This window comes from Shinella lacus (assembly GCF_010994755.1).
GTDB lineage: Bacteria > Pseudomonadota > Alphaproteobacteria > Rhizobiales > Rhizobiaceae > Shinella > Shinella lacus.
The window spans coordinates 19,600-42,284 of sequence record NZ_WHSB02000019.1 but is presented as its reverse complement, the minus strand read 5'-3'; the positions used below and the strand labels follow the sequence as shown (position 1 = coordinate 42,284).

The window sequence follows — 22,685 nt, the reverse complement described above, 5'->3', positions numbered from 1 at the left end:
CACTAACAGGGAATAAACGGCAATCAAGAAATCTCAAGTGGCCGGGATTCCAAGGGTTTTTACGCAGCTTCTTTCAACGGATTGTCTGGGTCGATGCCATAGTCCTTCAGTTTGCGATAGAGAGTCGAGCGGCCAATGCCCAATTTTCGGGCAACCTGGCTCATCTGGCCATGATAAAACTTCAGGGCAAAGCGGATGAGTTCCTCTTCCACCTCGGCCAGTTTGCGCACATGGCCACCCTTGTCGACGCTGGAAATGGCGGTGTCGGCGCCGGCATCGGCGCTCACTGATTCGTTCGGCCGGAAGTCCGGGTAGACGCTCGGCAGGCGCGATTCCGATGCGGGTTCCGGCGTGCGGATGTTCGCAGCCTCCCAGGTCACGGCACCGTCTTCAGCAAGCCCGTAACCCGGAACCTGTGCCGCGATCTGCGGGAAGTCGGCCGCATTCAGCTCCGCCCCTTCCGACAGCACGACGGCGCGGAAGATGGCGTTTTCGAGCTGGCGGATGTTGCCCGGCCAGTCATAGGCCGTCAGCAGCGCCATCGCACCGGCCGAGACGCCGAGCGGACGGGCAAGCTTCTGCTCGCCTGCAAAACGCTGCACGAAGGCGCGCACGAGAACCGGAATGTCCTCCTTGCGCCGGCGCAGCGCCGGAATAGTGATCGGGAAGACGTTGAGGCGGTAATAAAGGTCCTCGCGGAAACGGCCCTCGCGCACCTCGTTGATGAGGTCGCGGTTGGTCGCCGAAATGAGGCGGACATTGACCTTCTGCGGGAAGCGCGCACCGATCGTCTCGATCTCGCCCTGCTGCACGGCGCGAAGCAGCTTCACCTGCACTTCGAGCGGCAGGTCGCCGATCTCGTCGAGGAACAGCGTGCCGCCGTCGGCCTCCATGAACTTGCCGGTGTGGCGCTCCGTGGCGCCGGTAAAGGCGCCCTTCTCGTGGCCGAACAGGATGCTTTCGACCAGATTGTGCGGGATCGCACCGCAATTAACGGTGACGAAGGGCTTGTGCGCCCGCTCGCTCGCCGCCTGGATGGCACGCGCCACCATTTCCTTGCCGACGCCCGATTCGCCTTCCAGCACGACGGGAATATTCGACTGCGCGGCGCGGCGGCCGAGCTCGATGACGCGCAGCATTTCCGGGCTTGCCGAAACGATGTCGTCGAAATGTACGGTTTCGCTGCGGTTGCGGCGCCCGCCGCGGCCGCGGCCTTCGCGCTGGTCCATCTTCAAGGCATTGCCGACCGCCGTATTGAGGCGCTCCGGCGACACGGGTTTCACGACGAAATCGAAGGCGCCGGCGCGCATGGCCATGACGACGGTTTCGATGCCGCCCTGCCCGGTCTGCACGATCACGGGTATGGTGTTCTCGCGTTCGCCGAGCGCCTCGAGGAAGGCCGACCCGTTCATTTCCGGCATCATCAGGTCGAGTAGGATCACATTGATCAGACCGCCCTTGCGATCGAGAAGATCGAGACCGGCGCGACCGTTTTCCGCCATATGGGCGACATGGCCGGAACGCTCGATCATGTTCTTCAAAAGCCTGCGCTGGACAGGATCATCGTCGATGACAAGAATATGGGCCGTCACTGGAACCTCCTTGCCTCGAGGCGTGCCTCATGCACGCCCAAGGGAACTGAACACCAGCGGACCTTGGCAGAAAGGGTTGAACATGCCGTTTTGAGAAAGGCTTGCATTTTAACCAACGCCGACGCAAGCAAGACAACCGATCCGACCACCTGGAAGAGAGAGTGAAGATGACCCGTAATGTCCCCGAAGCCCGCATCGTCTTCGCGCCGGCCGACGCCGCCGCTGCCGCCGAGCTGGGCGACCTTCCCGGCTGGAATCTGACCGATCTCTACCCCTCGCCGACCGCGCCGGAATTCCTTGCCGACATGAAGAAGGCCGAGGCGGATTCGCTCGCCTTCGAGGCCCGGTGGAAAGGCAAGCTGGATGCCGCGACCGAGAAGACGGGCGACGAGGGCATCGGCGCCGCCGTGCGCGAATTCGAGGCGCTGGAAGACCTGCTCGGCCGCATCGTCTCCTTCGCCGGCCTCACCTATTTCACCAACACGACCGATCCGGCCAACGGCAAGTTCTACGGCGACGTCCAGTCGAAGCTGACCGATCTCGGCGCGCATCTCCTGTTTTTCTCGCTTGAACTCAACAGGATAGCCGACGAGCGCATCGATGCGGCGCTTAACAAGGATGCACTGGCCGCGCACTATCGCCCGTGGATCGAGGACCTGCGCAAGGACAAGCCCTACCAGCTGGACGACAAAACGGAGCAGCTTTTCCTCGAAAAATCGATGACGGGTGCCGCCGCCTGGAACCGCCTGTTCGACGAGACCATGGCGTCACTGCGCTACGATATCGACGGCGAAGAGGTGCCGCTGGAGATCGCCCTCAACCAGCTCCAATCGCCCGACGGCGAGGCCCGTCGCAAGGCGGCACAGGCGCTCGCGGCAACCTTCAAGGAGAACATCCGCACCTTCACGCTGATCACCAACACGCTCGCCAAGGACAAGGAAATCTCCGACCGCTGGCGCGGCTTTTCCGACATCGCCGACAGCCGGCACCTGGCCAACCGCGTCGAGCCGGAGGTGGTCGCAGCACTCGCAGCCGCTGTGCGCGAAGCGTATCCGCGCCTATCCCACCGCTACTATGGGATGAAGGCGAAGTGGCTCGGAATGGAGCAGATGCAGTTCTGGGATCGCAACGCGCCGCTGCCCGAGACATCGGACGCGACGATCTCCTGGGACGAGGCACGTGACACCGTGCTCTCCGCCTACAGCGCCTTTGCGCCGGAAATGGCCGATATCGCAAAACGCTTCTTCGATCATGGCTGGATCGATGCCCCGGTGCGCCCCGGCAAGGCGCCGGGCGCCTTCGCGCACCCGACCGTGCCCTCCGCGCATCCCTATGTGCTCGTCAACTACATGGGCAAGCCGCGCGACGTGATGACGCTCGCCCATGAACTCGGTCACGGCGTGCATCAGGTGCTGGCCGGCGGCCAGGGTGCGCTGATGGCGTCGACGCCGCTCACGCTTGCCGAAACGGCCTCCGTCTTCGGCGAGATGCTGACCTTCCGCAGCCTGCTCGACAAGACGAAGGACCAGCGCGAGCGCAAGGCGATGCTCGCCCAGAAGGTCGAGGACATGATCAACACGGTCGTGCGCCAGATCGCCTTCTACGAATTCGAGCGCAAGCTGCACACCGCCCGCAAGGAAGGCGAACTCACCAGCGACCAGATCGGCGAACTCTGGCTGTCGGTGCAGGAGGAAAGCCTTGGTCCGGCCATCAAGATTTCCGAGGGCTACGAGACCTATTGGGCCTATATCCCCCACTTCATCCACTCGCCCTTCTACGTCTATGCCTATGCCTTCGGCGATTGCCTGGTGAACTCGCTCTATGCCGTCTACCAGCAGGCGGACACGGGCTTTCAGGCGAAGTATTTCGACCTGCTCAAGGCCGGCGGCACCAAGCATCATTCCGAGCTGCTGAAGCCCTTCGGCCTCGATGCGAGCGATCCGTCGTTCTGGAGCAAGGGACTGTCGATGATCGAGGGGCTGATCGACGAGCTGGAAGCGCTTGATAAGGCCTCATCGTAAAAGAAGCCGGATGCCCGCATGACCGACCGCGAACGCTATGTGCTCCTCAGGGACGACCGCGAGGACCGGACGGTGGTTTTCGCCGATCCGCTCGCGGTGGTCACCGTGCGCGAGCGCGCCGGCTTCGAGCCGGCCTTCGCGGCCTTGCAGGCGGCACATGAAAAGGGCCACTGGATCGCCGGCTTCATGAGCTATGAGGCCGGCCATCTCTTCGAGGAGAAGCTAGCGCCGCTCGCAGTGGAAAACCGCCCGACGCCGCTGATGAGTTTTGGCATTTTCGAAAAGCCGGCGGACGACCACCCGCTCGCCAAGCCGCGCCAGCGCACCGAAAACGAACCTTTTCTCACCGAGCCGAAAGCCGACTGGAACTTCGAGACCTACCGTGGCCGCTTCGACCGCCTGCACCAGCACCTGCGCCAGGGCGACTGCTACCAGGCGAACCTCACCATGCCGATCCGCGCCCGCTGGACCGGCGACCCGCTCGCCGCCTTCTGGTCGCTGATCGAGCGCCAGCCCGTGCGCTACGGTGCCTTCGTCTCGCTGGATGGGCCGCAATTGCTATCCCGCTCGCCGGAACTCTTTTTCGACATTGATAAAGAGGGCTGGATCGAGACGCATCCGATGAAGGGCACGGCACCGCGCGGCGCGAGTGCTGCGGAGGATGCCAGGATCATCGCCGAGATGCAGGCCGACCCGAAGTCGCAGGCGGAAAACCGCATGATCGTCGACCTCTTGCGCAACGACATCTCGCGCATCACCGAGGTCGGCACGCTTCATGTGCCAAAACTCTTCGCCGTCGAGACCTACCCGACCGTGCATCAGATGGTGAGCCATGTGCGGGCGAAGCTCACGCCTGGCACCTCGATCCGCGACATCTTCGCCGCCCTCTTCCCCTGCGGCTCGATCACCGGCGCGCCCAAAATGCGCGCCATGGAAATCCTGCACGACCTGGAGGACGGCCCGCGCGACGCCTATTGCGGCGCCATCGGCATGATCGCGCCCAACGGCACCATGCGCTTCAACGTCGCCATCCGCACCATCTCGCTCTTTCCGGATGGCGAAGCGGTCTTCAACGTCGGCGGCGGCATCGTCTTCGATTCCACCGCGGAGTCGGAATATGAGGAAGCGCTGCTAAAGGCGCGCTTTGCGGTGGGGGATCAATGGATATCTCGCTGATCGAGACCTTGCAGTGGGAGCCCGGCACGGGCTTCGTTCGGCTGGAGCGGCATCTGGCGCGACTTGCGGGGTCAGCGGCTGAGCTTGGGATACCGGGGGCGGATGGCGCGAAGGCGGCGCTCGCTGCTGCGCTACCCCCCTCTGCCCTGCCGGGCATCTCCCCCTCAGGGGGGGAGATCGATGGGGGACCCTCACCGGCCCTCCTATCAGCCGGCGGAGCGGCAGAAACGACGACCGTTCTTGGTGGAAAGCAACGCGTCTGTCCAATCTCCCCCCTTGAGGGGGAGATGCCCGGCAGGGCAGAGGGAGGTGCGCCGCAACCTCGGCCCCTCCGCATCCGCCTCGAACTTTTCGAAGACGGCCGGATCGACGTGCAGACGGCGCCCTTCACGCCGCTCGCACCCGACACAACCTGGCGCCTGAAAATCGCCGCCACCCGCCTTGCCTCCAACGATCTGCTGCTGCGCCACAAGACCTCCCGCCGCGCCGCCTACATCGCAGCCCGTGCCGAAATTCCAGCGGCAGAGGCGGAGGAAGTCCTCCTCCTCAACGAGCGCGGCGAGCTTTGCGAGGGCAGCATCACCTCGCTCTTCCTCCACGACGGCTCCGGTATCCTCAAGACACCACCACTCGCGTCCGGGCTGCTGGCCGGCGTACTCCGGCAAGAGCTGCTGGACAACGGTGAGGCGGTAGAACAGACCTTGCGGCCGGAGGACCTAACTCAAGGCACCATCTTCGTCGGCAATTCGCTGCGCGGGCTCATCCGGGGCAGCCTCGCATGAAACAGCCGACCTACACGCCCTATGACGGCTCCGCCCGTCTCTTCACCATCGGCCTCGGCCCGCTCGACCATGCCCGCTGGATCGAGCCGGACGGCGATCTCGAACGTTATCTCCGCGAAAAGGACCGGCTCATCGCTGGTCATCGCGGCACCGTCTTCGTCGAGGAAGAGGAGACACGCGCAGCGCAGCAGGAGGTTCTCGACCTTCTCACCGGCCACGTCACGCAGCAGCACCCCGCCCTTTACCGCCGCGAAGGATCGATGATCCGCATCGGCGAACGCGCCATTGCGCTCGACACCGACGAGGCACCGCTGATCACGGCCGGCGCGCTGGTGCAGGAGGATCTCGTCCTCATGCGCCGCGACGAAACCGGCTGGCGGCTTGTCGCCGGCTATGTCGCCTTCCCCTCCTCCTGGACGCTCACGGAAAAATTCGGGCGACGCATGGAGGATATCCATGCGCCCGTGCCGGATTTTGGCGACGGCACCCGCAATGCCACGCTGATCAACCGCATGTTCGACAATCTCAAGGTCGAGCAGCCGGTCTTCCGTTTCAACTGGTCGATCAATCCCGATGCCGACCTGCACTATCCGGCCTCCAAGGCGCACGGCGCCCTGCCGGAAGGGCATACGCTGTCGCTCGAAACGACCTTCGCCCGCGTCGAGCGCCAGACGTTGCGCAAGCTGCCGGCCTCCGGCGATATCCTCTTCACCATCCGCATCTACAATGATCCGCTCGCCGCGGTGCGCGCACTGCCGGATGCCGCCAGGGTCGCAGCGGTCTTCGCCGACCAGCTCGAAGCGCTGAGCCTGCCGCAGGCCGAATACAAAGGGCTTATCGCGAAAAGGGCGACGCTCGCGGCGCAATTGCGGGCGGTTGCGGCCGGTTAAGAATATCACCGCAGAAATCCGTGGCCGCTCTTTATTGTGACAGAAATCTGTGCTCTAGCGCTGCGATACTATGCTATGGGGCCCTCAGAGGCCCTGTTTTTGCGAAAAGCGGCCGTCCGCAGGAGAACCAAATGGCAGACAGCACCTATCCGGTTTATGGCGAAATCACCGGTCCGATCGTGATGATCGGTTTCGGCTCGATCGGGCGCGGCACGCTGCCGCTGATCGAGCGCCATTTCAAATATGACCGGAACCGGCTGATCGTCATCGAGCCGCGCGAAGACGCCGCTGATGCCGAGATCTACGCCCGCCACGGCGTGCGTCACATCAAGGCGCATATCACCAAGGAAAACTACAAGGACCTGCTGAAGCCGCTCCTCAAGGAAGGCGGCGGCCAGGCGTTCTGCGTCAACCTCTCGGTCGACACCGGCTCGCTCGACCTGATCAAGCTCTGCCGCAAGCTCGACGCGCTCTATATCGACACGGTCATCGAGCCCTGGCTCGGCTTCTACTTCGACAAGAGCATGAAGAATGCCGACCGCACGAACTATGCGCTGCGCGAGACGCTGCGCCACGAGAAGGACAAGAACCCGGGCGGCACGACGGCCGTTTCCACCTGCGGCGCAAACCCGGGCATGGTCTCCTGGTTCGTCAAACAGGCGCTGGTCAACCTCGCAAAGGATCTCGAGCTGAAGTTCGAAGAGCCGGCGCAGGACGACCGCGAAGGCTGGGCGAAGCTCATGAAGAAGGTCGGCGTCAAGGGCGTGCACATCGCCGAGCGCGACACCCAGCGCACCAAGAACCCGAAGCCGTTCAACACCTTCTGGAACACCTGGTCGGTCGAGGGCTTCATCTCAGAAGGCCTGCAGCCGGCCGAACTCGGCTGGGGCACCCATGAAGAATGGATGCCGAAGAACGCCAAGAAGCACAAGAAGGGCTGCAAGGCCGCGATCTACCTGGAACAGCCCGGCGCCAACACGCGCGTACGCTCCTGGTGCCCGACGCCCGGCCCGCAATACGGCTTCCTCGTCACCCACAACGAGTCGATCTCGATTGCCGACTACTACACGGTGCGCGACAAGGACGGCGACGTCTCCTACCGCCCGACCTGCCACTACGCCTACCATCCGGCCAACGACGCCGTGCTCTCGCTGCACGAAATGTTCGGCAATGGCGGCAACCAGCAGCCGGTTCTGCACGTCCTCGACGAAAACGAACTCGTGGACGGCATCGACGAACTCGGCGTGCTGCTCTACGGCCACGACAAGAACGCCTACTGGTACGGTTCGCGCCTGTCGCTGGAAGAAACCCGCCGCATCGCCCCCTACCAGAACGCGACCGGCCTGCAGGTGACCTCCGCCGTGCTCGCCGGCATGGTCTGGGCGCTGGAAAACCCGAAGGCCGGCATCGTGGAAGCCGACGAGGTCGACTACAAGCGCTGCCTCGAAGTGCAGACGCCGTATCTCGGCCCGGTCGAAGGCCACTACACCGACTGGACCCCGCTCGACGGCCGCCCGGGCCTCTTCCCGGAAGACCTCGACACGAAGGATCCGTGGCAGTTCAAGAACATCCTGGTTCGCTAAAGCGGCCTGACAAATCGAATGCCGGACGCCCGCGGCCAAGCCGCGGGCGTCTTCGTTTCGATGAGGCTTTCGGCGGGGCTTTCAATGGGATAATGCCGGTTCGCCGGGCGGCCCGTCTTGCTTTCGACGTCTCTTCGCGGCATGGTCTGGCGAATTGGACGGGTGGTTCGCGCCACCGTGACCTTGGGAGACTGTAGATGAAGCCGATCACCGCCCTCAGCCTGCTGGCCGCCTCTGTCGCGCTCGCCTCCTGCCAGAGCGACCGCGCCCCCCGGGATTTGCCTCCCATCCGCCAGCAGCAGCAGACCGGCGTCGAGGGCGCCTGGGTCGATCCGAACGGCATCGTCTCCACCTTTGCGGCCGGCACGTTCTCGACGCGCACGACCGACACGAACCAGCTCCTGGCATCCGGCACCTACATCAACACCTCGCCGACGCTGGTCGAGATCAACATGACCTCGCTGGTGCGCAACACCCAGTCCAAGGTCAATTGTGCGCTGGTCAGCCAGGCGCAGCTGAACTGCACCACCGCCGAAGGCGCGCAGTTCTCGCTCGCCCGCCGCGCGGTCTGAGCGACAGCACATCGAGAAGAGGGGGCCGCGAGGCCCTTTTTTCGTTTTGGGCGCATAAACGTGCGATCGTTTCGGCGTCGTGTCTTTTCTCTTGAAGTTGCCGACAAGCGGTGAAAACATCCGCCGGCCGGCTGTCATGTTTCCGGCCTATCGTGCAGCGGACAGCCTCTCCCGCGCCACGCCGCGGGCAAACAAGGAGAACAGGACCATGACGATTTTCCGATCCGGCCTTCTGGCCGCCTCCCTTATCGCGCTCTCCAGCGGCTCCGCACTTGCGGATTACGAGCTGAATATCCTGCACATCAACGACCTGCATTCGCGCATCGAGGCGATCAACAAGTTCGATTCGACCTGCTCGGCCGAGGAAGAAGGCAAGGGCGAATGCTTCGGCGGCGTCGCGCGCCTCAAGGCTGCGATCGATGCCCAGCGCCAGGCCCAGACCGGCAAGAACCTGCTGCTGCTGAATGCCGGCGACAATTTCCAGGGCTCGCTGTTCTACACGACCTACAAGGGCGCGGTGGAAGCGGAATTCCTGAACCTGATGAAGTTCGACGCCATGACCGTCGGCAACCATGAATTCGATGACAGCGAAGACGGGCTCGCGACCTTCCTCGACAAGGTGCAGTTCCCGGTCGTGACCGCAAACGTCGCCGCCAGCGCCAGCTCGAAGATCGGCGACAGCATCAAGCCCTTCATCGTGCTCGAACAGGGTGGCCAGAAGATCGGCATCGTCGGCGCGGTTGCCAACGACACGGCGGAACTCTCCTCGCCCGGCCCGAACGTGCTGATCGGCGATGACGTCGCCGATATCACGGCGGCGATCGGCGAATTGAAGAAGCAGGGCGTCAACAAGATCATCGCGCTCACCCATGTCGGCTATCCGCGCGACCTCGCGGCGATCGCGAAAATCCCGGATGTCGACGTCGTGGTCGGCGGCCATACCAACACCTTCCTGTCGAACACTTCGGACAAGGCGGAAGGCCCCTACCCGACGCTGGTCGACAATCCGGGCGGCTACAAGGTGCCCGTCGTGCAGGCCGGCGCCTATTCGAAATATCTCGGCAACCTGAAGGTCGTCTTCGACGACGCGGGCGTGGTGAAGGCAAGCTCCGGCGAGCCGATCCTGATCGACGCGTCGATCAAGCCGGATGAGGCCGTCCTCGCCCGCATCAAGGAACTTGGCGGCCCGATCGAGGAGCTGAAGAACAAGATCGTCGCCGAAAGTGCCTCGCCCATCGACGGCTCGCGCGAAGTGTGCCGCGCGGCCGAATGCGCCATGGGCAACCTGGTGACGGACGCCATCCTCGACCGCACCAAGGGCCAGGGCACGACCATCGCCATCACAAACGGCGGGGGCCTGCGCGCCTCCATCGACGGCGGCCCGGTCTCGATGGGCGAAGTGCTCTCGGTCCTGCCGTTCCAGAACACCGTCGCGACCTTCCAGCTCAAGGGCTCGGACCTCGTCGCCGCCCTCGAAAACGGCCTCAGCCAGATCGAGGAGGGTGCCGGCCGCTTCCCGCAGGTCTCCGGCATGAAATATTCCTTCGACAAGTCGAAGCCGGCCGGTAGCCGCGTCGTCTCCGTCGAGGTCAAGGAGGGCGATGGCTTCGTGCCGCTCGATGCGGCCAAAACCTACAACGTGGTCTCCAACAACTACATGCGCGCGGGTGGCGACGGCTATTCCGTCTTCGCCAAGGCGGGCATGAACGCATATGACTTCGGCCCGAACCTCGAACTGGTCGTCGCCGACTATCTTTCGGCAAACCGCCCGTACAAGCCCTATACGGACGGCCGCATCACCGAGGTAGCCGCCGCGACCGTCGTGGAAAGCCCGACGACCACCGGCGAGACCGCAACCAGCACCGAGACGGCGCCGGCAACGGGCGAAACGGCAACCTCCACCGATACCGCCGCCAAGTCCGTCGACAGCGCCGCAACGCCGACGACGGGCGAAGCCGCAACCGGTTCCGAAGCCACGACCACGGCGACCGAAACCGCGGCAAGCACCACGACGGCCGGCGGCAAACACGTTATCGCACGCGGCGATACGCTGTGGGATCTCGCCAAGGCCGCCTATGGCGACGGCACGCTGTGGCGCCGGATCGCGGAAGCCAACGGCAATCCGCGGCCGCGTGCCCTGCATGTCGGCACGGAACTGTCGATCCCGGCCAAATAAGGACAATTTGTCTCCACTTTTTCTGCCGGCCCGGGCTTTCCCGGGCCGGCATTTCTTTTTAGAACGATTCTGAACCAACCCGGCTCCGCCCGCGTAAACGGGCGATGACCGAAAACCCGCACGTACAGGACCGCATCATGCCGCACCCAGCCGCCACGCCCGCCAGCCATCCGCCCGTCAAAAACGGCAAGGTCGGCGTGCTGCTCGTCAATCTGGGCACGCCTGACGGCACGGACTACACCTCCATGCGCCGCTACCTGAAGGAGTTCCTGATGGACCGGCGGGTGATCGAATGGTCGCGTTTCGCCTGGTATCCGATCCTCTTCGGCATCGTGCTCAACACCCGCCCCGGCAAGGTCGGCAAGGCCTATGAGACGATCTGGAACAAGGAGAAGAACGAAAGCTATCTGCGCACCTATACGCGCAGCCAGGCCGAACTGATGGCAAAATCCTTCACCGATCAGACCGAGGTGGTCATCGACTGGGCCATGCGCTACGGCCAGCCCTCCATCGCGTCGCGCATGGATTATCTGCAAAAGCAGGGCTGCGACCGCATCCTCGTCTTCCCGCTCTATCCGCAATATGCGGCGGCAACCACCGCGACCGTCAACGACAAGGCCTTCGAGACGCTGCTCAAGCTGCGCTGGCAGCCAGCACTGCGCACGGTGCCGCCCTATCACGACGACCCGGCCTATATCGATGCGCTGGCCATATCGATCGAGAAGCACCTGGCGACGCTCGACTGGGAGCCGGAAAAGGTGCTGACCTCCTTCCACGGCATTCCGAAGAGCTATTTCGAAAAAGGCGACCCCTATTATTGCCAGTGCCAGAAGACCGCGCGCCTGCTGCGCCAGCGTCTCGGCTGGTCGGAAGACAAGCTGATGATCACCTTCCAGTCCCGTTTCGGGCCGGAGGAATGGCTGCAGCCCTACACCGACAAGACGGTGGAAAAGCTGGCGCAAGAGGGTGTTAAGCGCATCGCCGTCATCAATCCCGGCTTCGTCTCCGATTGCCTGGAAACGCTGGAAGAGATCGCCGAGCAGGCGGCCGAAAGCTTCCACCACAATGGCGGCGAGAAATTCACCCACATCCCCTGTCTCAACGATTCGCCCGAAGGCATGGCCGTGCTGGAGAAGGTCGTGCGGCGCGAACTCGCCGGCTGGATCTGAGCGCCGATAAATCTTCCACCCGTCCAAATAGACTGGCGCCGCGGCGCGTATTCCTTAAAGTGGCGCCGCGCGGCCTGCAAAGCGCGCGCGTGCTTTGGATTATTGAATTTACGCATGTCGTTCCCGCGAAACCGCTGAACATCTTGCGCGACATGCTTTGGGGAGAACACCATGGATTTGGCAGGATTGGATATCGTCGTCATCGCCCTCGTGGTCCTGGTCATCCTGATCCTGTTTGCCGGGATCAAGACGATCCCGCAGGGCTACCAGTACACGGTGGAACGCTTCGGCCGCTATACGCGCACCCTGGAGCCCGGCCTCAACCTCATCATCCCCTTCATCGACCGCATCGGCGCGAAGATGAACGTGATGGAGCAGGTGCTCGACATCCCGACGCAGGAGGTCATCACCCGCGACAATGCGAGCGTTTCGGCCGACGGCGTCGCCTTCTACCAGATCCTCAATCCCGCCCAGGCCGCCTATCAGGTCGCCAATCTGCAAAACGCTATCCTCAACCTCACCATGACCAACATCCGCTCCGTCATGGGCTCGATGGACCTGGACGAGCTGCTCTCCAACCGCGACGTGATCAACGACAAGCTGCTGCGTGTCGTCGACGAGGCGGCCAATCCCTGGGGCATCAAGATCACCCGCGTCGAGATCAAGGACATCGCACCGCCGAAGGACCTCGTCGATTCGATGGGCCGGCAGATGAAGGCAGAGCGTGAAAAGCGCGCCCAGGTTCTCGAAGCCGAGGGCGCCCGTAACGCGCAGATCCTGCGCGCCGAGGGTGCGAAACAGTCGGCGATCCTCGAAGCCGAAGGTCAGCGCGAAGCCGCCTTCCGCGACGCCGAGGCACGCGAGCGCCTGGCGGAAGCCGAAGCCAAGGCGACGAAGGTGGTGTCGGAGGCAATCGCCGCCGGCAGCGTGCAGGCGATCAACTACTTCGTCGCGCAGAAATATACCGAAGCCATGGCAGCCATCGGCAAGGCGCCGAATTCCAAGATCGTGCTGATGCCGATGGAAGCCTCCGCGCTCGTCGGCTCGCTCGGCGGCATCGGCGCCATCGCCCGCGAAGTGTTCGGCGACGGCGGCCCGGCCCAAGGTGCGGTCACGCCCCGCACGCGCCAGACGACGACGACCCCGGCAACGACCACCACCGCCTCGACGCCCGCCTTCCGCAACCCGTTCGACCCGACGTCGCAGGGAGGCTGAGCATGATCGAGCGCGTCGTCACGGAACTCGGCCCCTGGGCCTGGTGGGTGCTTGGCATCGTTCTGCTGATTCTCGAAGTGCTGATGCCCGGCGTCTTCCTCGTCTGGATCGGCATTGCGGCCATCATCACCGGCGCCCTTTCGCTCGCCCTGTGGGAAACCGCGTTCTGGACATGGCACGCGCAATGGCTGGTCTTTGCGGTTCTGTCGCTCATCGCGGCGATCATCGGCCGGCGCATCGTCAGCAGCCGCGGGCAGACCTCCGACCAGCCGCACCTCAACCAGCGTGGCCAGAGCCTCATCGGCCGCACGGCGACGCTGGAACAGCCGATCGCAGAGGGCCGCGGCCGCATCCGTCTCGACGATACGATGTGGAACGTTCAGGGGCCGGACCTGCCGGTCGGCACCCGCGTGCGCGTCACGACCAGCAGCGGCAGCAATCTGACGGTCGAGGCCATCTAGTCAAACAAAAACCCCCGCATTTCCAGGAAATGCAGGGGTTTTGGCTTGTACCTGTGGACGCAAAGATCAGGCGACGCCGATCCTGAGCAGATCGTGGAAATGCACGACGCCGACGGGGCGGAAGGTCTCGTCAGTGACGATCAGCGCGGAAATATTGTACTGGTTGAGCAGGCCGAGCGCGGCAGTCGCGAGCGTCGTCGGCTTCACGGTCTTCGGCGCGCGCGTCATGATCTCGTTGACGCTGAGCTCGGCGAGGTTGCGCGAAAGATTGCGCGCGATATCGCCGTCCGTGACGATGCCGACGAGGATGCCCTCGTCATTGATGACGCCGACGCAGCCGTAACGCTTCTGCGAGAGCAGCAGCACGGCATCCGGCATCGAGGTGCCGAGCGCCACGAGCGGCATGTTCTCGCCGCTGTGCATGATATCGCCAACATGGGAGAGGCTCGCGCCGAGCTTGCCGCCGGGATGGAAGGTCTTGAAGTCGGTCGCGGTGAAGCCGCGCGCTTCGAGCAGGGCCACGGCGAGCGCATCGCCGAGGGCGAGCTGCATCAGCGTCGAGGTGGTGGGCGCCAGACCGTGCGGGCAGGCTTCCTGCTCCTTCGGCAGCAGCAGAACCGTATCTGCCTCACGGGCAAGTGCAGAGCGTTCGCCGGAGGTGATGGCGATCAGCGGGATCGAGAAGCGACGGGAATAGGAGACGATGCCCTGCAATTCGGCGGTTTCGCCGCTCCAGGACATGGCGAGGATGACGTCGTCGCGGGCGATCATGCCGAGATCGCCATGGGTCGCCTCGACGGGATGCACGAAGAAGGACGGCGTGCCGGTGGAGGCGAGCGTCGCGGCAATCTTCACGCCGATATGGCCGGACTTGCCGACGCCGGTGACGATGACGCGGCCGCTGATGTCGCCGATGAGGCGCACGGCCTCGCAGAACGCGTCGTAGAGCCGTCCTTCGAGGGCCGCCGAGAGAGCGGTGAGACCAGCTTTTTCCGTTTCAACGGTGCGGAGTGCGGAGGCGATAGCGCCGTCGCTGTCAACTTGTGCCTGTCTTTTGATCATGCGCCTCGTTAGCGCTTTTGTAAGAAACTGTCCATGCACGAATGACAGCAGATTGTTACGGCGAGTGATTCCGCCCGAAAGCAACCAAGCGTTAACCACAACGGTTTACGTTCGCTTAGGAAATTGAAAGAATCGCAGGCCCAATCATGCCAGAGGCAAACGGAATGGATCGCGGGGCAACGTCGCCCCGCCTGTCACGGCGTCTGGCCGGGCTGCTGCTCGCCGGCACCGTCCTTGCCGCCATTCCTGCCTTTGCCCAGCAGCAATTGCCTGCCGAAACGACGACGTTCCTGCAGCCACTCAATCCCCTCGTCGACGATCCGGATGCCGATCCCGATGCGGACCCGGCCGATGCGGCGACGACAGCCACCACGACAACGACGACCCAGCCCGCTTTGACCGACGACCAGGCCGGTGCGCTGGCCGAGGCCGCGGACGAGACCGGCGCCATCCGGCGCACCGCCCGCGAAGGCGAACGCCTGAACGCACGCGAAGGCAATGTCGACAATGTGACGAGCGAATTCGGCGACCCCTATGAGCCGACCGGCATCCACCTCGGCGCCTTCGTGCTGAAACCCTCGCTGTCGCAGGGTATCGGCTACGAGAAGACCAAGACGGGCTCCTCTTCCGAGAGCCGCAGCTTCTCCGAAACCGGCTTCCGCGGCTCGCTCGTCTCCGACTGGTCGCGCCATCAGCTCTCGATCGTCGCCGACGGCGTCTACCAGCGCAATCTCAGCGGCAGCGGCGAGACCGAACCGGAATTCAACATCAACAGCGATCTTCGGCTCGACCTCAGCAACGACACGATCGCCAACCTGACCGCCGGCTACAATTTCGAGCGCGAGAACTCCAGCGATCCGAATGCCATCGACGGCGCCAGCGTGCAGTCCGGCGTGCACAATTTCACGGCCGGCGCGCGGGTGACCCGCGATTTCGGCGTGATCCGCGGTACGATCGCTACCGATGTCGAACGCGAAATCTACGGCTCGGCAAAACTCGCAAACGGCGACAAGCTCAGCCTCTCCGACCGCAACTTCACCGAGGGCACGATCACGGGACGCGTCGGCTTCGAAGTCTCGCCGGCGCTGATCCCCTATCTCGAAGCCTCCGTCGGCCGCTCGATCTACGATCACAAACGGGACTCGCTGGGCTACGAGCGCTCCGCCGCCACACTTGGCGCGCGCGCGGGCGTGGAAGTGGATCTCGGCGAAAAGCTGCGTGGCGAACTCGGCATCGGCTACCAGCGCTCTGCCTTCGACGACAACCGCCTGAAGGCGATCGAAGCGGTGGCGATCGACGGCTCGATCTTCTGGTCGCCACAGCGCGGCACGGACCTGAGACTCGGCCTCAACACGGAAATCGAACCCTCGACCAGCGCCGGCCAGAGCGGCTACGTCGCCTATGAAACGACGGCGGAGCTGACGCACGAACTGCGCGAAAACCTCGTGGCGCGGCTGAGCGGCGCCTATACCTGGCGCAACTTCCCCTCCTCCGGCAGCTCCGACCAGAACGTCTACCTCGTTGGCACCGGGGTTACCTGGGACCTCAACCGCTGGCTGGCGCTCACGGGAGACGTCTCCTACGAGCTGACGACCCAGTCCGGCCCCGACACCGGCATTACGCGTGCCGGCATCGGTCTCGTGCTTCGGCGCTAAGCCTTATTTCAGCTTGGCGACGAGTTCCCGCAGCGGCCCCTCGACGGAGGGACGAATGTCCGCACGCGCGAGTGCGAAAGCGATGTTCGCCAGGATGAAGCCGTCCTTCGCGCCGCAGTCGTAGGTTTCCCCGCGGAAGTGATAGGCAGCAAACTTCTGGTTGCCGGCAAGCTTCACCATGGCGTCAGTGAGCTGGATCTCGTTGCCCGCGCCGCGCTCCTGCGTGGAGAGGATCGGGAAAATTTCCGGCTGGAGGATGTAGCGGCCGTTGATGAAGAAGTTGGAGGGTGCCGTGCCCTGCGGCGGCTTCTCGACCATCTTGGTGATGGCGAAACCGTCGCCGATCGTCTCGCCGACGCCGACGATGCCGTATTTATGGGCCTGGTCCGGCGCGCATTCCTCGACGGCGATGATGTTGGCGCCGCTATGTTCGAAGAGCTCGACCATACCCTTCAGGCAGCCCTTCTCGCCCTTCATGATCATGTCGGGCAAGAGCAGCGCGAAAGGCTCGTTACCGACGAGCTCGCGGGCGCACCAGACGGCATGGCCGAGGCCGAGCGGCTCCTGCTGGCGGGTAAAGCTCGTGGAGCCCGCGACCGGCAGGATGCTTTCGAGCAGCGTCAGCTCGGCCGTCTTGTTGCGCTGGCGCAGCGTCTGCTCCAGCTCGACCTGGATGTCGAAATAGTCCTCGATAACGGCCTTGGAGCGGCCGGTCACGAAGATCAGGTGCTCGATGCCGGCATCCAGCGCCTCGTCGACCACGTATTGGATCACCGGCTTGTCAACGACGGTCAGCATCTCCTTCGGCACGGCTTTCGTTGCCGGAAGGAAGCGGGTGCCGAGGCCCGCCACTGGAAACACTGCTTTGCGAACCTTACGTGTCTGAGACATTAATCACCTCGTTGAGCCCCTGCCCTCATGGCCAGGACATATCTGTGCCGAAATAGAGTCAAATTGCTATTTTTTTGCAAAGCACGACTTTTTTAGGAAAGAAGACGGGGGAAAAATTTGATGGTAAAGAATTTGTTGACTTCGTTTTTATAAGTTTTGCGAACAGCCGATGGTTCCCTGCCGTCGAACCGAAATTTGAAAACGGACATGATAGCCGATGACACAGAATCTGAAGACCGTTCTGCGCCGATCCGCGCTCACCTTCCTGCTCACGGCCGGGCTTTTCGCCCAGGCCACCGCTGCCCACGCGGATGCCCGCTTCCAGAAGTGGATCGCCGACTTCTACGCGACGGCATCCGAAGCCGGCATCAGCAAATCGACCTACCAGAAGGCGTTTTCCGGCGTCAAGACACCCGACCCGGCCGTCCTCGAAAAGGCCGCCTACCAGCCGGAATTCAAACACAAGATCTGGGACTATCTCGATTCGCGCGTCAATCCCTACACAGTGCGCGTCGGCCAGGAGATGGCGGCGAAACATGGCCGCACGCTGGCCGCCCTCGAACGCCATTTCGGCGTCGACCGCAACATCCTGCTCGCCATCTGGTCGATGGAATCGAACTACGGCGCGGTGCTCGAAAAGGATGACCGGCTGCATTACGTGCCGCGCGCGCTGGCGACGCTCGCCTATGCCGACAAGAAGCGTGCGAAATTTGCCCGCACGCAGCTGATCGCGGCGCTAAAGATCATCCAGCGCGGCGACATCGCCGCCGCCGACATGACCGGCTCCTGGGCCGGCGCCATGGGCCACACCCAGTTCATCCCGACGAGCTACCTGATCTATGCCGTCGATGCCGATGGCAACGGCCACCGCGACATCTGGAATTCGGTGCCGGACGCGCTGGCGACCGCCGCGAACCTGCTTGCCAAGAACGGCTGGCAGGCCGGCAAGACCTGGGGTTACGAGATCGTCGTGCCGACCGGCGGCAGCAAATATTCCGGCCAGACGAAGACGCTCGCCCAATGGGCGAAGCTCGGCTTCACGCGCCCGAACGGCTCCGGCTTCAAGAACGGCGCGGACCGCGCCGAGTTGAAGCTGCCGGCAAACGGCGGGCCGGGCTTCCTGATGACCAAGAACTTCTTCGTCATCAAGCGCTACAACGCATCGGACTCCTACGCGATGGGCGTCGGCATGCTGGCCGACCAGCTCGCCGGCTATAGCGGCGTCAAGCAGCGCTGGCCGCGCCCGGAGGGCACGCTCGACATCACGGAGAAATTCGAGTTGCAGACGCGCCTGAAGGAGCTCGGCTACTACGAGGGCGAGGTCGATGGCAATTTCGGTTCCGGCTCCAAGGCCGCAATCCAGGCCTTCCAGAACCGCATGGGCCTCTCCGCCGATGGCGAGCCGAGCCTGCAAGTGCTGAAGGCGCTGCGCCGCTGACAATCAGCCAAGCCGAATTGAGGGGCGCTTCGGCGCCCCTTTTTGTTGCGCAGCGCTTCCGCTTGCGCACTTCATTTGCCATCATGCCGCCACCGATATCCCGCAGGATCGCGGTCAAGACGGAGAGCCCATCGCGATGAGCATGACCACGACGTTCCGGATTGTGCGGCTCAGCCTCGCCTTTGCCGTGGCAGCCAGCGTCGTCGTGACCGCCATCCCCGCCGGCGCGCAGGAGCGTCGCGAGCGCAAGACGATCCTGGAATTGCTGTTCGGCACGCCCAAGCGCAAGGAAGTCGTGCGCGAGCCGCAGGTCAGGAAACCGCGCACCGCCAACCGCAAGAAGAAGCAGACGACCACCGTCGCCACCAAGCCGGAACCGGCCGCGATCGAAAAGCTGCCGGACGCCAAGGTGGTGCTCGTCGTCGGCGACTTCATCGCCGGCAGCCTGGGCGAAGGGCTGATCGCCGCCTTCGAGGCGACGCCCGGCATCGTGGTGGAGCGCCGCACGAACGGCTCGTCCGGCATCGTGCGCGAGGATTATTACAACTGGCCGACCTCGCTGCCCACATTGATCACGGAAACCAAGCCTGCCTTGATCGTCGTCAGCATGGGCGCCAACGACCGCCAGCAGATGACGGTCGGAGGGGAAAAGGAAAAGTTCCGCTCCGAGGCCTGGACGAAGGAATATGAAGCGCGCGTCGGACGCCTCGCGACGCTTGCCCGCAATGGCGGCAAGCCGATGATGTGGATCGGCATGCCAGCCTTCCAGTCCTCCGCCATGACCGCCGACATGACGACGCTCAACAATATCTACCGCGCCGGCGTCGAGAAGGCGGGCGGCGAATTCGTCGATATCTGGGATGGTTTCGTCGATGAGAACGGCAAGTTCGTGATCTCCGGTTCCGACATCAACGGCCAACAGGTGCGCCTGCGCGGTTCCGATGGCATCAATTTCACCAAGGCCGGCAAGCGCAAGCTCGCCTTCTACGTGGAGAAGGAAATCCGCCGCGTGCTGGGTGATGCCGCTGCCGATGGCCCCGGCCTGCAAGGCGACCTCAAGGACCTCGTGGTGACGGCACCGGCCGAGGACACCGAAATCACCAAGACGCAGCCGATCAGCCTCGCCGACCCGGCGCTCGACGGCGGCACGGCGCTGCTCGGCGGCGCGGTTATCAAGGGCAACGGCAAGAGCCTGCGTGAAAAGCTGGTCGAAAAGGGCGAGATCGCCGATGCACCGCTCGGCCGCGTCGATGATTTTCGCGTGAACAAGGTCGCGACGCCCTAAGCGACAATGCGCGGCAAGGTGATGCGGGCGCAAAGTCCCGGCTGGCGGTTTTCGAGCGCGAAGCTGCCGTTCGCCTCCTCGACGAAACTTTCGACAATGGCAAGGCCGAGACCCGCGCCTTCGCTCGTCGTGTCGAGCCGGCTGCCGCGCTTCAGCACGAAATCGATCTCACCCTCCGGAATGCCCGGCCCGTCGTCGGTGACCTCTATGACCGCGTTGTGATCGTCCGCGCGGGCACAGATGCCGACGGTGGTCCTGGCATAACGCGCGGCATTTTCCGCAAGGCTGCCGAGGATTTCCGCGAGATCCTCCGGATCTATGCGCAGGATCAGCCCCGGCTCGATCTCCTGCTGCCAGTCGAGATCGCGACCGGCCGGCGTGCGTGAGACGACGCTGACCACCTGCGAGGCCACCCGGCCAAGATCGCTGCGGCCGGCATGCCCGCGCTCCGCCTGGCGCGCGCGGGCCATTTCATGGTCGACATGGCGGCGCATGCGCAGGATGATCGCCTCGATATCCTTGGCGACGCTCTCCTCGCCGCGCTCGCGCAGGCGCAGCACATCGCCAGAGAGGATTTGCAGCGGTGTCTTGAAGCCATGCGCAAGATCCGCCGCCCGCTCGCGCGCCTTGCGCAGCTGGTTTTCGCGTGATTGCAGCAAGGCATCCACCTCGCCGGTCAAGGGCAGGACCTCGTCCGGAAAATCGGTGCCGAGCCGTTCGGCCTTGCCGGCCCGGATGGCGGAAAGGCGTTCGGTGAGCGTTGCAAGCGGCCTGAGACCTACGAAGATCTGCACGAAGCTCGCCGCCAGCAGAAGGGCGGCAAGGGCCTGCAGATAGGGCAGGAGATCGCCCTCGAACTCGTCCGTCGCGCGGGAAATATCGGTCCGGTCGATCGCCACCGCCACCCGCAACGGCCGTGCACCGGCGCGCTCGGGCGTCACCACCTCGCGCTCCACGAGAAGCAGCGGCACCGCGCCCGGCCCCGAAATGGTCGCCGTATGCACGCCGCCGGCCGGGATATCCGGCAGGGTGAGAATATCGTCCCAGAGCGAGCGGGAACGCAGGCGCTTACCCTCGCCTTCGATCTGCCAGTAGAGGCCGGAAAGCGGGCGTTCGAAGCGGGGATCGACCGGCGGCTTGACAAGGTCAAGCGCCGTACCCGGCTGTTCGGCGAGCCCGGCGATGATCTGGTTGAGATGCAGCGCCAGCTCGGCGGCGATGCGCCGCTCCACATGCCGCTCGAACAGGGTGGAAAGAACGAAGAACGCCGCCACGAGGGCGGCGATGATGGAGGCAGCGCCCGCAAGCGCAAGGCGAAGGCGCAGCGACCGGCGCGTCACGGCGCGCTCTCGCCCATATAATAGCCGAAGCCGCGCCGCGTGCCGATGGCGACGGCACCGAGCTTCTTGCGCAGCCGTGCGACGAGCGCCTCCAGCGCATTGGCATCGCGCGAATAATCGTCGCCGTAGAGGTGCTCCTGCAATTCCGTCGGCGGCACGATGCGGTCGCGGTGGTGGCCGAGATAGCTGACGAGGCGGTATTCCAGCGGCGTCAGCGATTGCGGCACGCCATTGACACTGACCCGCATCGCCCGCGTGTCGATGGTGACCGCGCCGATCGCGATGGTCGCCGCGCCATGGCCGACGGAGCGGCGGATGAGGGCGCGGGCGCGGGCCAGCAGTTCCTCGAACTGAAAGGGTTTCGGCAGGTAGTCGTCGGCGCCGGCATCGATGCCCTCGACACGCTCGGCCCAGCTTCCGCGTGCCGTCAGCACCAGAACCGGCATGTGCCGGCCGTTCGCACGCCAGCGCTTCAGCAGCGACATGCCGTCCATGCTCGGCAGGCCGAGATCGAGGATGATGAGGTCATAATCCTCGGTATCGCCGAGGAACCAGGCGTCCTTGCCGTCGGACGCCGTCTCGACGGAATAGCCGGCACCGCTCAGGACGGTGGAGACATCGGCCGCAATGCGGGCATCGTCCTCGACGAGAAGCAGGCGCATCAGTCGGCATCGTCCTCTACGATCGCCATCGTCTTGGCATCGAGCTGAAGCTCGACGATCTGGCCGGACGGCTGGATGAATTCCAGCTCATATATATAGCGCCCGTCCTCGCGCTCAAGCTCGACTTCGATGAGGTCGCCCTGAACGTGCTTGCGCGCCTCCACGATGATCTGTTCGAGCGGGCGCACGAGGCCCTGTTCGAGCGCTCGGCGGGCTTCCTCGTGCTCCACCGCATCGTCGTCGTCATCCGCCTGCGCGCCCATAGGCGGCGCGATGGAGAGGGCGACGAACAAAGCGATCGCCAGCGGAAAAGGGGTCAGGAGTTTCTTGATCATGCACCTACCTATACGCGAGCCAAGCTGACAAATCGCTGACAGCGCCTGTCAGGCAAGCAACAGGCGGCCTGTGCGAATCCTCTCCTCAACAACGACAGGAAAGGACTTCGCAATGCGCACCATGACGACCGGCCTTCTCGCCGCAGGCCTCCTCGCCCTCGCCCTGCCCGCACAGGCGGAAACCACCAAGGTTTCGCCCCGCAAGACCCTGGAGCAGGTGGCCAACGAGCTTTCCGCCAAGGGCTACACGATCCGCGAGATCGAGATGGACGACGGCCACTTCGAGGCAAAGATCGTCGATGCCAAGAACGTCGTCAGCGAAGCCAAGATCGACAGCTACACCGGCGAGATCCTGCGCCTGGAACGCGAGGATTGATCCT

The 22,685-nt window shown here is 64.0% G+C and carries 20 protein-coding genes; 14 read left to right on the top strand and 6 right to left on the bottom strand.

Translation table 11 applies throughout. The features are described from left to right. Positions 1-59 precede the first annotated feature (59 nt). A complete protein-coding gene (locus GB927_RS30265) occupies positions 60-1,592 on the bottom strand; it encodes a sigma-54-dependent transcriptional regulator (protein ID WP_256120949.1) in 1,533 nt (510 codons plus the stop codon). A gap of 167 nt (positions 1,593-1,759) precedes the next feature. Between GB927_RS30265 and GB927_RS30260 the strand changes: the two genes are divergently transcribed. From GB927_RS30260 to GB927_RS30215, 10 genes are all read left to right on the top strand, one after another. Beyond that, positions 1,760-3,613, top strand: coding sequence for a M3 family oligoendopeptidase (locus GB927_RS30260; protein ID WP_256121016.1), 1,854 nt, complete (start codon positions 1,760-1,762; stop codon positions 3,611-3,613). Between the two features lie 18 nt (positions 3,614-3,631). Next, positions 3,632-4,789, top strand: a complete 1,158-nt coding sequence (locus GB927_RS30255) for an aminodeoxychorismate synthase component I (protein WP_256120948.1) — start codon at positions 3,632-3,634, stop codon at positions 4,787-4,789. Positions 4,790-5,076: 287 nt separating this feature from the next. Continuing rightward, entirely contained in the window at positions 5,077-5,571 is a 495-nt protein-coding gene (locus GB927_RS30250) for an aminotransferase class IV (RefSeq protein ID WP_256121015.1), read from the top strand. Then, positions 5,568-6,461, top strand: a complete 894-nt coding sequence (locus GB927_RS30245) for a heme-dependent oxidative N-demethylase family protein (protein ID WP_256120947.1) — start codon at positions 5,568-5,570, stop codon at positions 6,459-6,461. Before GB927_RS30250 ends, GB927_RS30245 begins: the two co-directional genes overlap by 4 nt. Positions 6,462-6,592: 131 nt before the next feature. Beyond that, positions 6,593-8,044, top strand: coding sequence for a homospermidine synthase (locus tag GB927_RS30240; protein WP_256120946.1), 1,452 nt, complete (start codon positions 6,593-6,595; stop codon positions 8,042-8,044). A 197-nt stretch (positions 8,045-8,241) separates the two neighbouring features. Then, positions 8,242-8,616, top strand: coding sequence for an outer membrane lipoprotein Omp10 (gene omp10, locus GB927_RS30235; RefSeq protein ID WP_256120945.1), 375 nt, complete (start codon positions 8,242-8,244; stop codon positions 8,614-8,616). Positions 8,617-8,824: 208 nt separating this feature from the next. After that, positions 8,825-10,792 carry a bifunctional metallophosphatase/5'-nucleotidase gene (locus tag GB927_RS30230; RefSeq protein ID WP_256120944.1) on the top strand — a complete coding sequence of 656 codons (1,968 nt, stop codon included), beginning with the start codon at positions 8,825-8,827 and terminating at the stop codon, positions 10,790-10,792. 137 nt (positions 10,793-10,929) lie between these two features. After that, positions 10,930-11,961, top strand: coding sequence for a ferrochelatase (gene hemH / locus GB927_RS30225; protein WP_256120943.1), 1,032 nt, complete (start codon positions 10,930-10,932; stop codon positions 11,959-11,961). Between the two features lie 171 nt (positions 11,962-12,132). Then, positions 12,133-13,176, top strand: coding sequence for an SPFH domain-containing protein (locus GB927_RS30220; protein WP_256120942.1), 1,044 nt, complete (start codon positions 12,133-12,135; stop codon positions 13,174-13,176). Between the two features lie 2 nt (positions 13,177-13,178). Next, positions 13,179-13,637: an NfeD family protein gene (locus GB927_RS30215; protein ID WP_256120941.1), complete on the top strand. Its 459-nt coding sequence runs from the start codon at positions 13,179-13,181 to the stop codon at positions 13,635-13,637. Between the two features lie 66 nt (positions 13,638-13,703). Here GB927_RS30215 and GB927_RS30210 read toward each other — a convergent pair whose 3' ends face one another. Beyond that, complete coding sequence (locus tag GB927_RS30210; protein ID WP_256120940.1) at positions 13,704-14,699, bottom strand: KpsF/GutQ family sugar-phosphate isomerase; 996 nt, start codon at positions 14,697-14,699, stop codon at positions 13,704-13,706. Between the two features lie 164 nt (positions 14,700-14,863). Between GB927_RS30210 and GB927_RS30205 the strand changes: the two genes are divergently transcribed. Next, positions 14,864-16,354, top strand: a complete 1,491-nt coding sequence (locus GB927_RS30205) for an outer membrane beta-barrel protein (protein ID WP_256120939.1) — start codon at positions 14,864-14,866, stop codon at positions 16,352-16,354. Between the two features lie 3 nt (positions 16,355-16,357). On the opposite strand, the gene galU is transcribed toward GB927_RS30205, so the two are convergent. Further along, positions 16,358-17,245, bottom strand: a complete 888-nt coding sequence (galU, locus tag GB927_RS30200) for a UTP--glucose-1-phosphate uridylyltransferase GalU (protein ID WP_256120938.1) — start codon at positions 17,243-17,245, stop codon at positions 16,358-16,360. A gap of 217 nt (positions 17,246-17,462) precedes the next feature. On the opposite strand from galU, the gene GB927_RS30195 reads away from it, so the two are divergent. Next, a complete protein-coding gene (locus GB927_RS30195; RefSeq protein WP_256120937.1) occupies positions 17,463-18,683 on the top strand; it encodes a lytic murein transglycosylase in 1,221 nt (406 codons plus the stop codon). Positions 18,684-18,819: 136 nt separating this feature from the next. Beyond that, on the top strand, positions 18,820-19,968 hold the full coding sequence (locus GB927_RS30190; RefSeq protein WP_256120936.1) for an SGNH/GDSL hydrolase family protein: 1,149 nt from the start codon (positions 18,820-18,822) through the stop codon (positions 19,966-19,968). On the opposite strand, the gene GB927_RS30185 is transcribed toward GB927_RS30190, so the two are convergent. The 3 genes from GB927_RS30185 to GB927_RS30175 are packed head-to-tail and all read right to left on the bottom strand — an operon-like array spanning position 19,965 to position 22,305. Continuing rightward, the gene (locus tag GB927_RS30185; RefSeq protein WP_256120935.1) at positions 19,965-21,308 is read right to left on the bottom strand and encodes a sensor histidine kinase; all 1,344 of its coding nucleotides are present in this window, start codon (positions 21,306-21,308) and stop codon (positions 19,965-19,967) included. The two genes, GB927_RS30190 and GB927_RS30185, sit on opposite strands and share 4 nt — an antisense overlap. After that, entirely contained in the window at positions 21,305-21,970 is a 666-nt protein-coding gene (locus GB927_RS30180; RefSeq protein WP_256120934.1) for a response regulator transcription factor, read from the bottom strand. The genes GB927_RS30185 and GB927_RS30180 overlap by 4 nt, the downstream gene beginning before the upstream one ends. Next, a complete protein-coding gene (locus GB927_RS30175) occupies positions 21,970-22,305 on the bottom strand; it encodes a PepSY domain-containing protein (protein WP_256120933.1) in 336 nt (111 codons plus the stop codon). Before GB927_RS30175 ends, GB927_RS30180 begins: the two co-directional genes overlap by 1 nt. 112 nt (positions 22,306-22,417) lie before the next feature. Between GB927_RS30175 and GB927_RS30170 the strand changes: the two genes are divergently transcribed. After that, positions 22,418-22,681 (top strand): PepSY domain-containing protein, encoded by a 264-nt coding sequence (locus GB927_RS30170; protein ID WP_256120932.1) that lies wholly within the window; start codon positions 22,418-22,420, stop codon positions 22,679-22,681. The last annotated feature ends 4 nt before the right edge of the window (positions 22,682-22,685 follow it).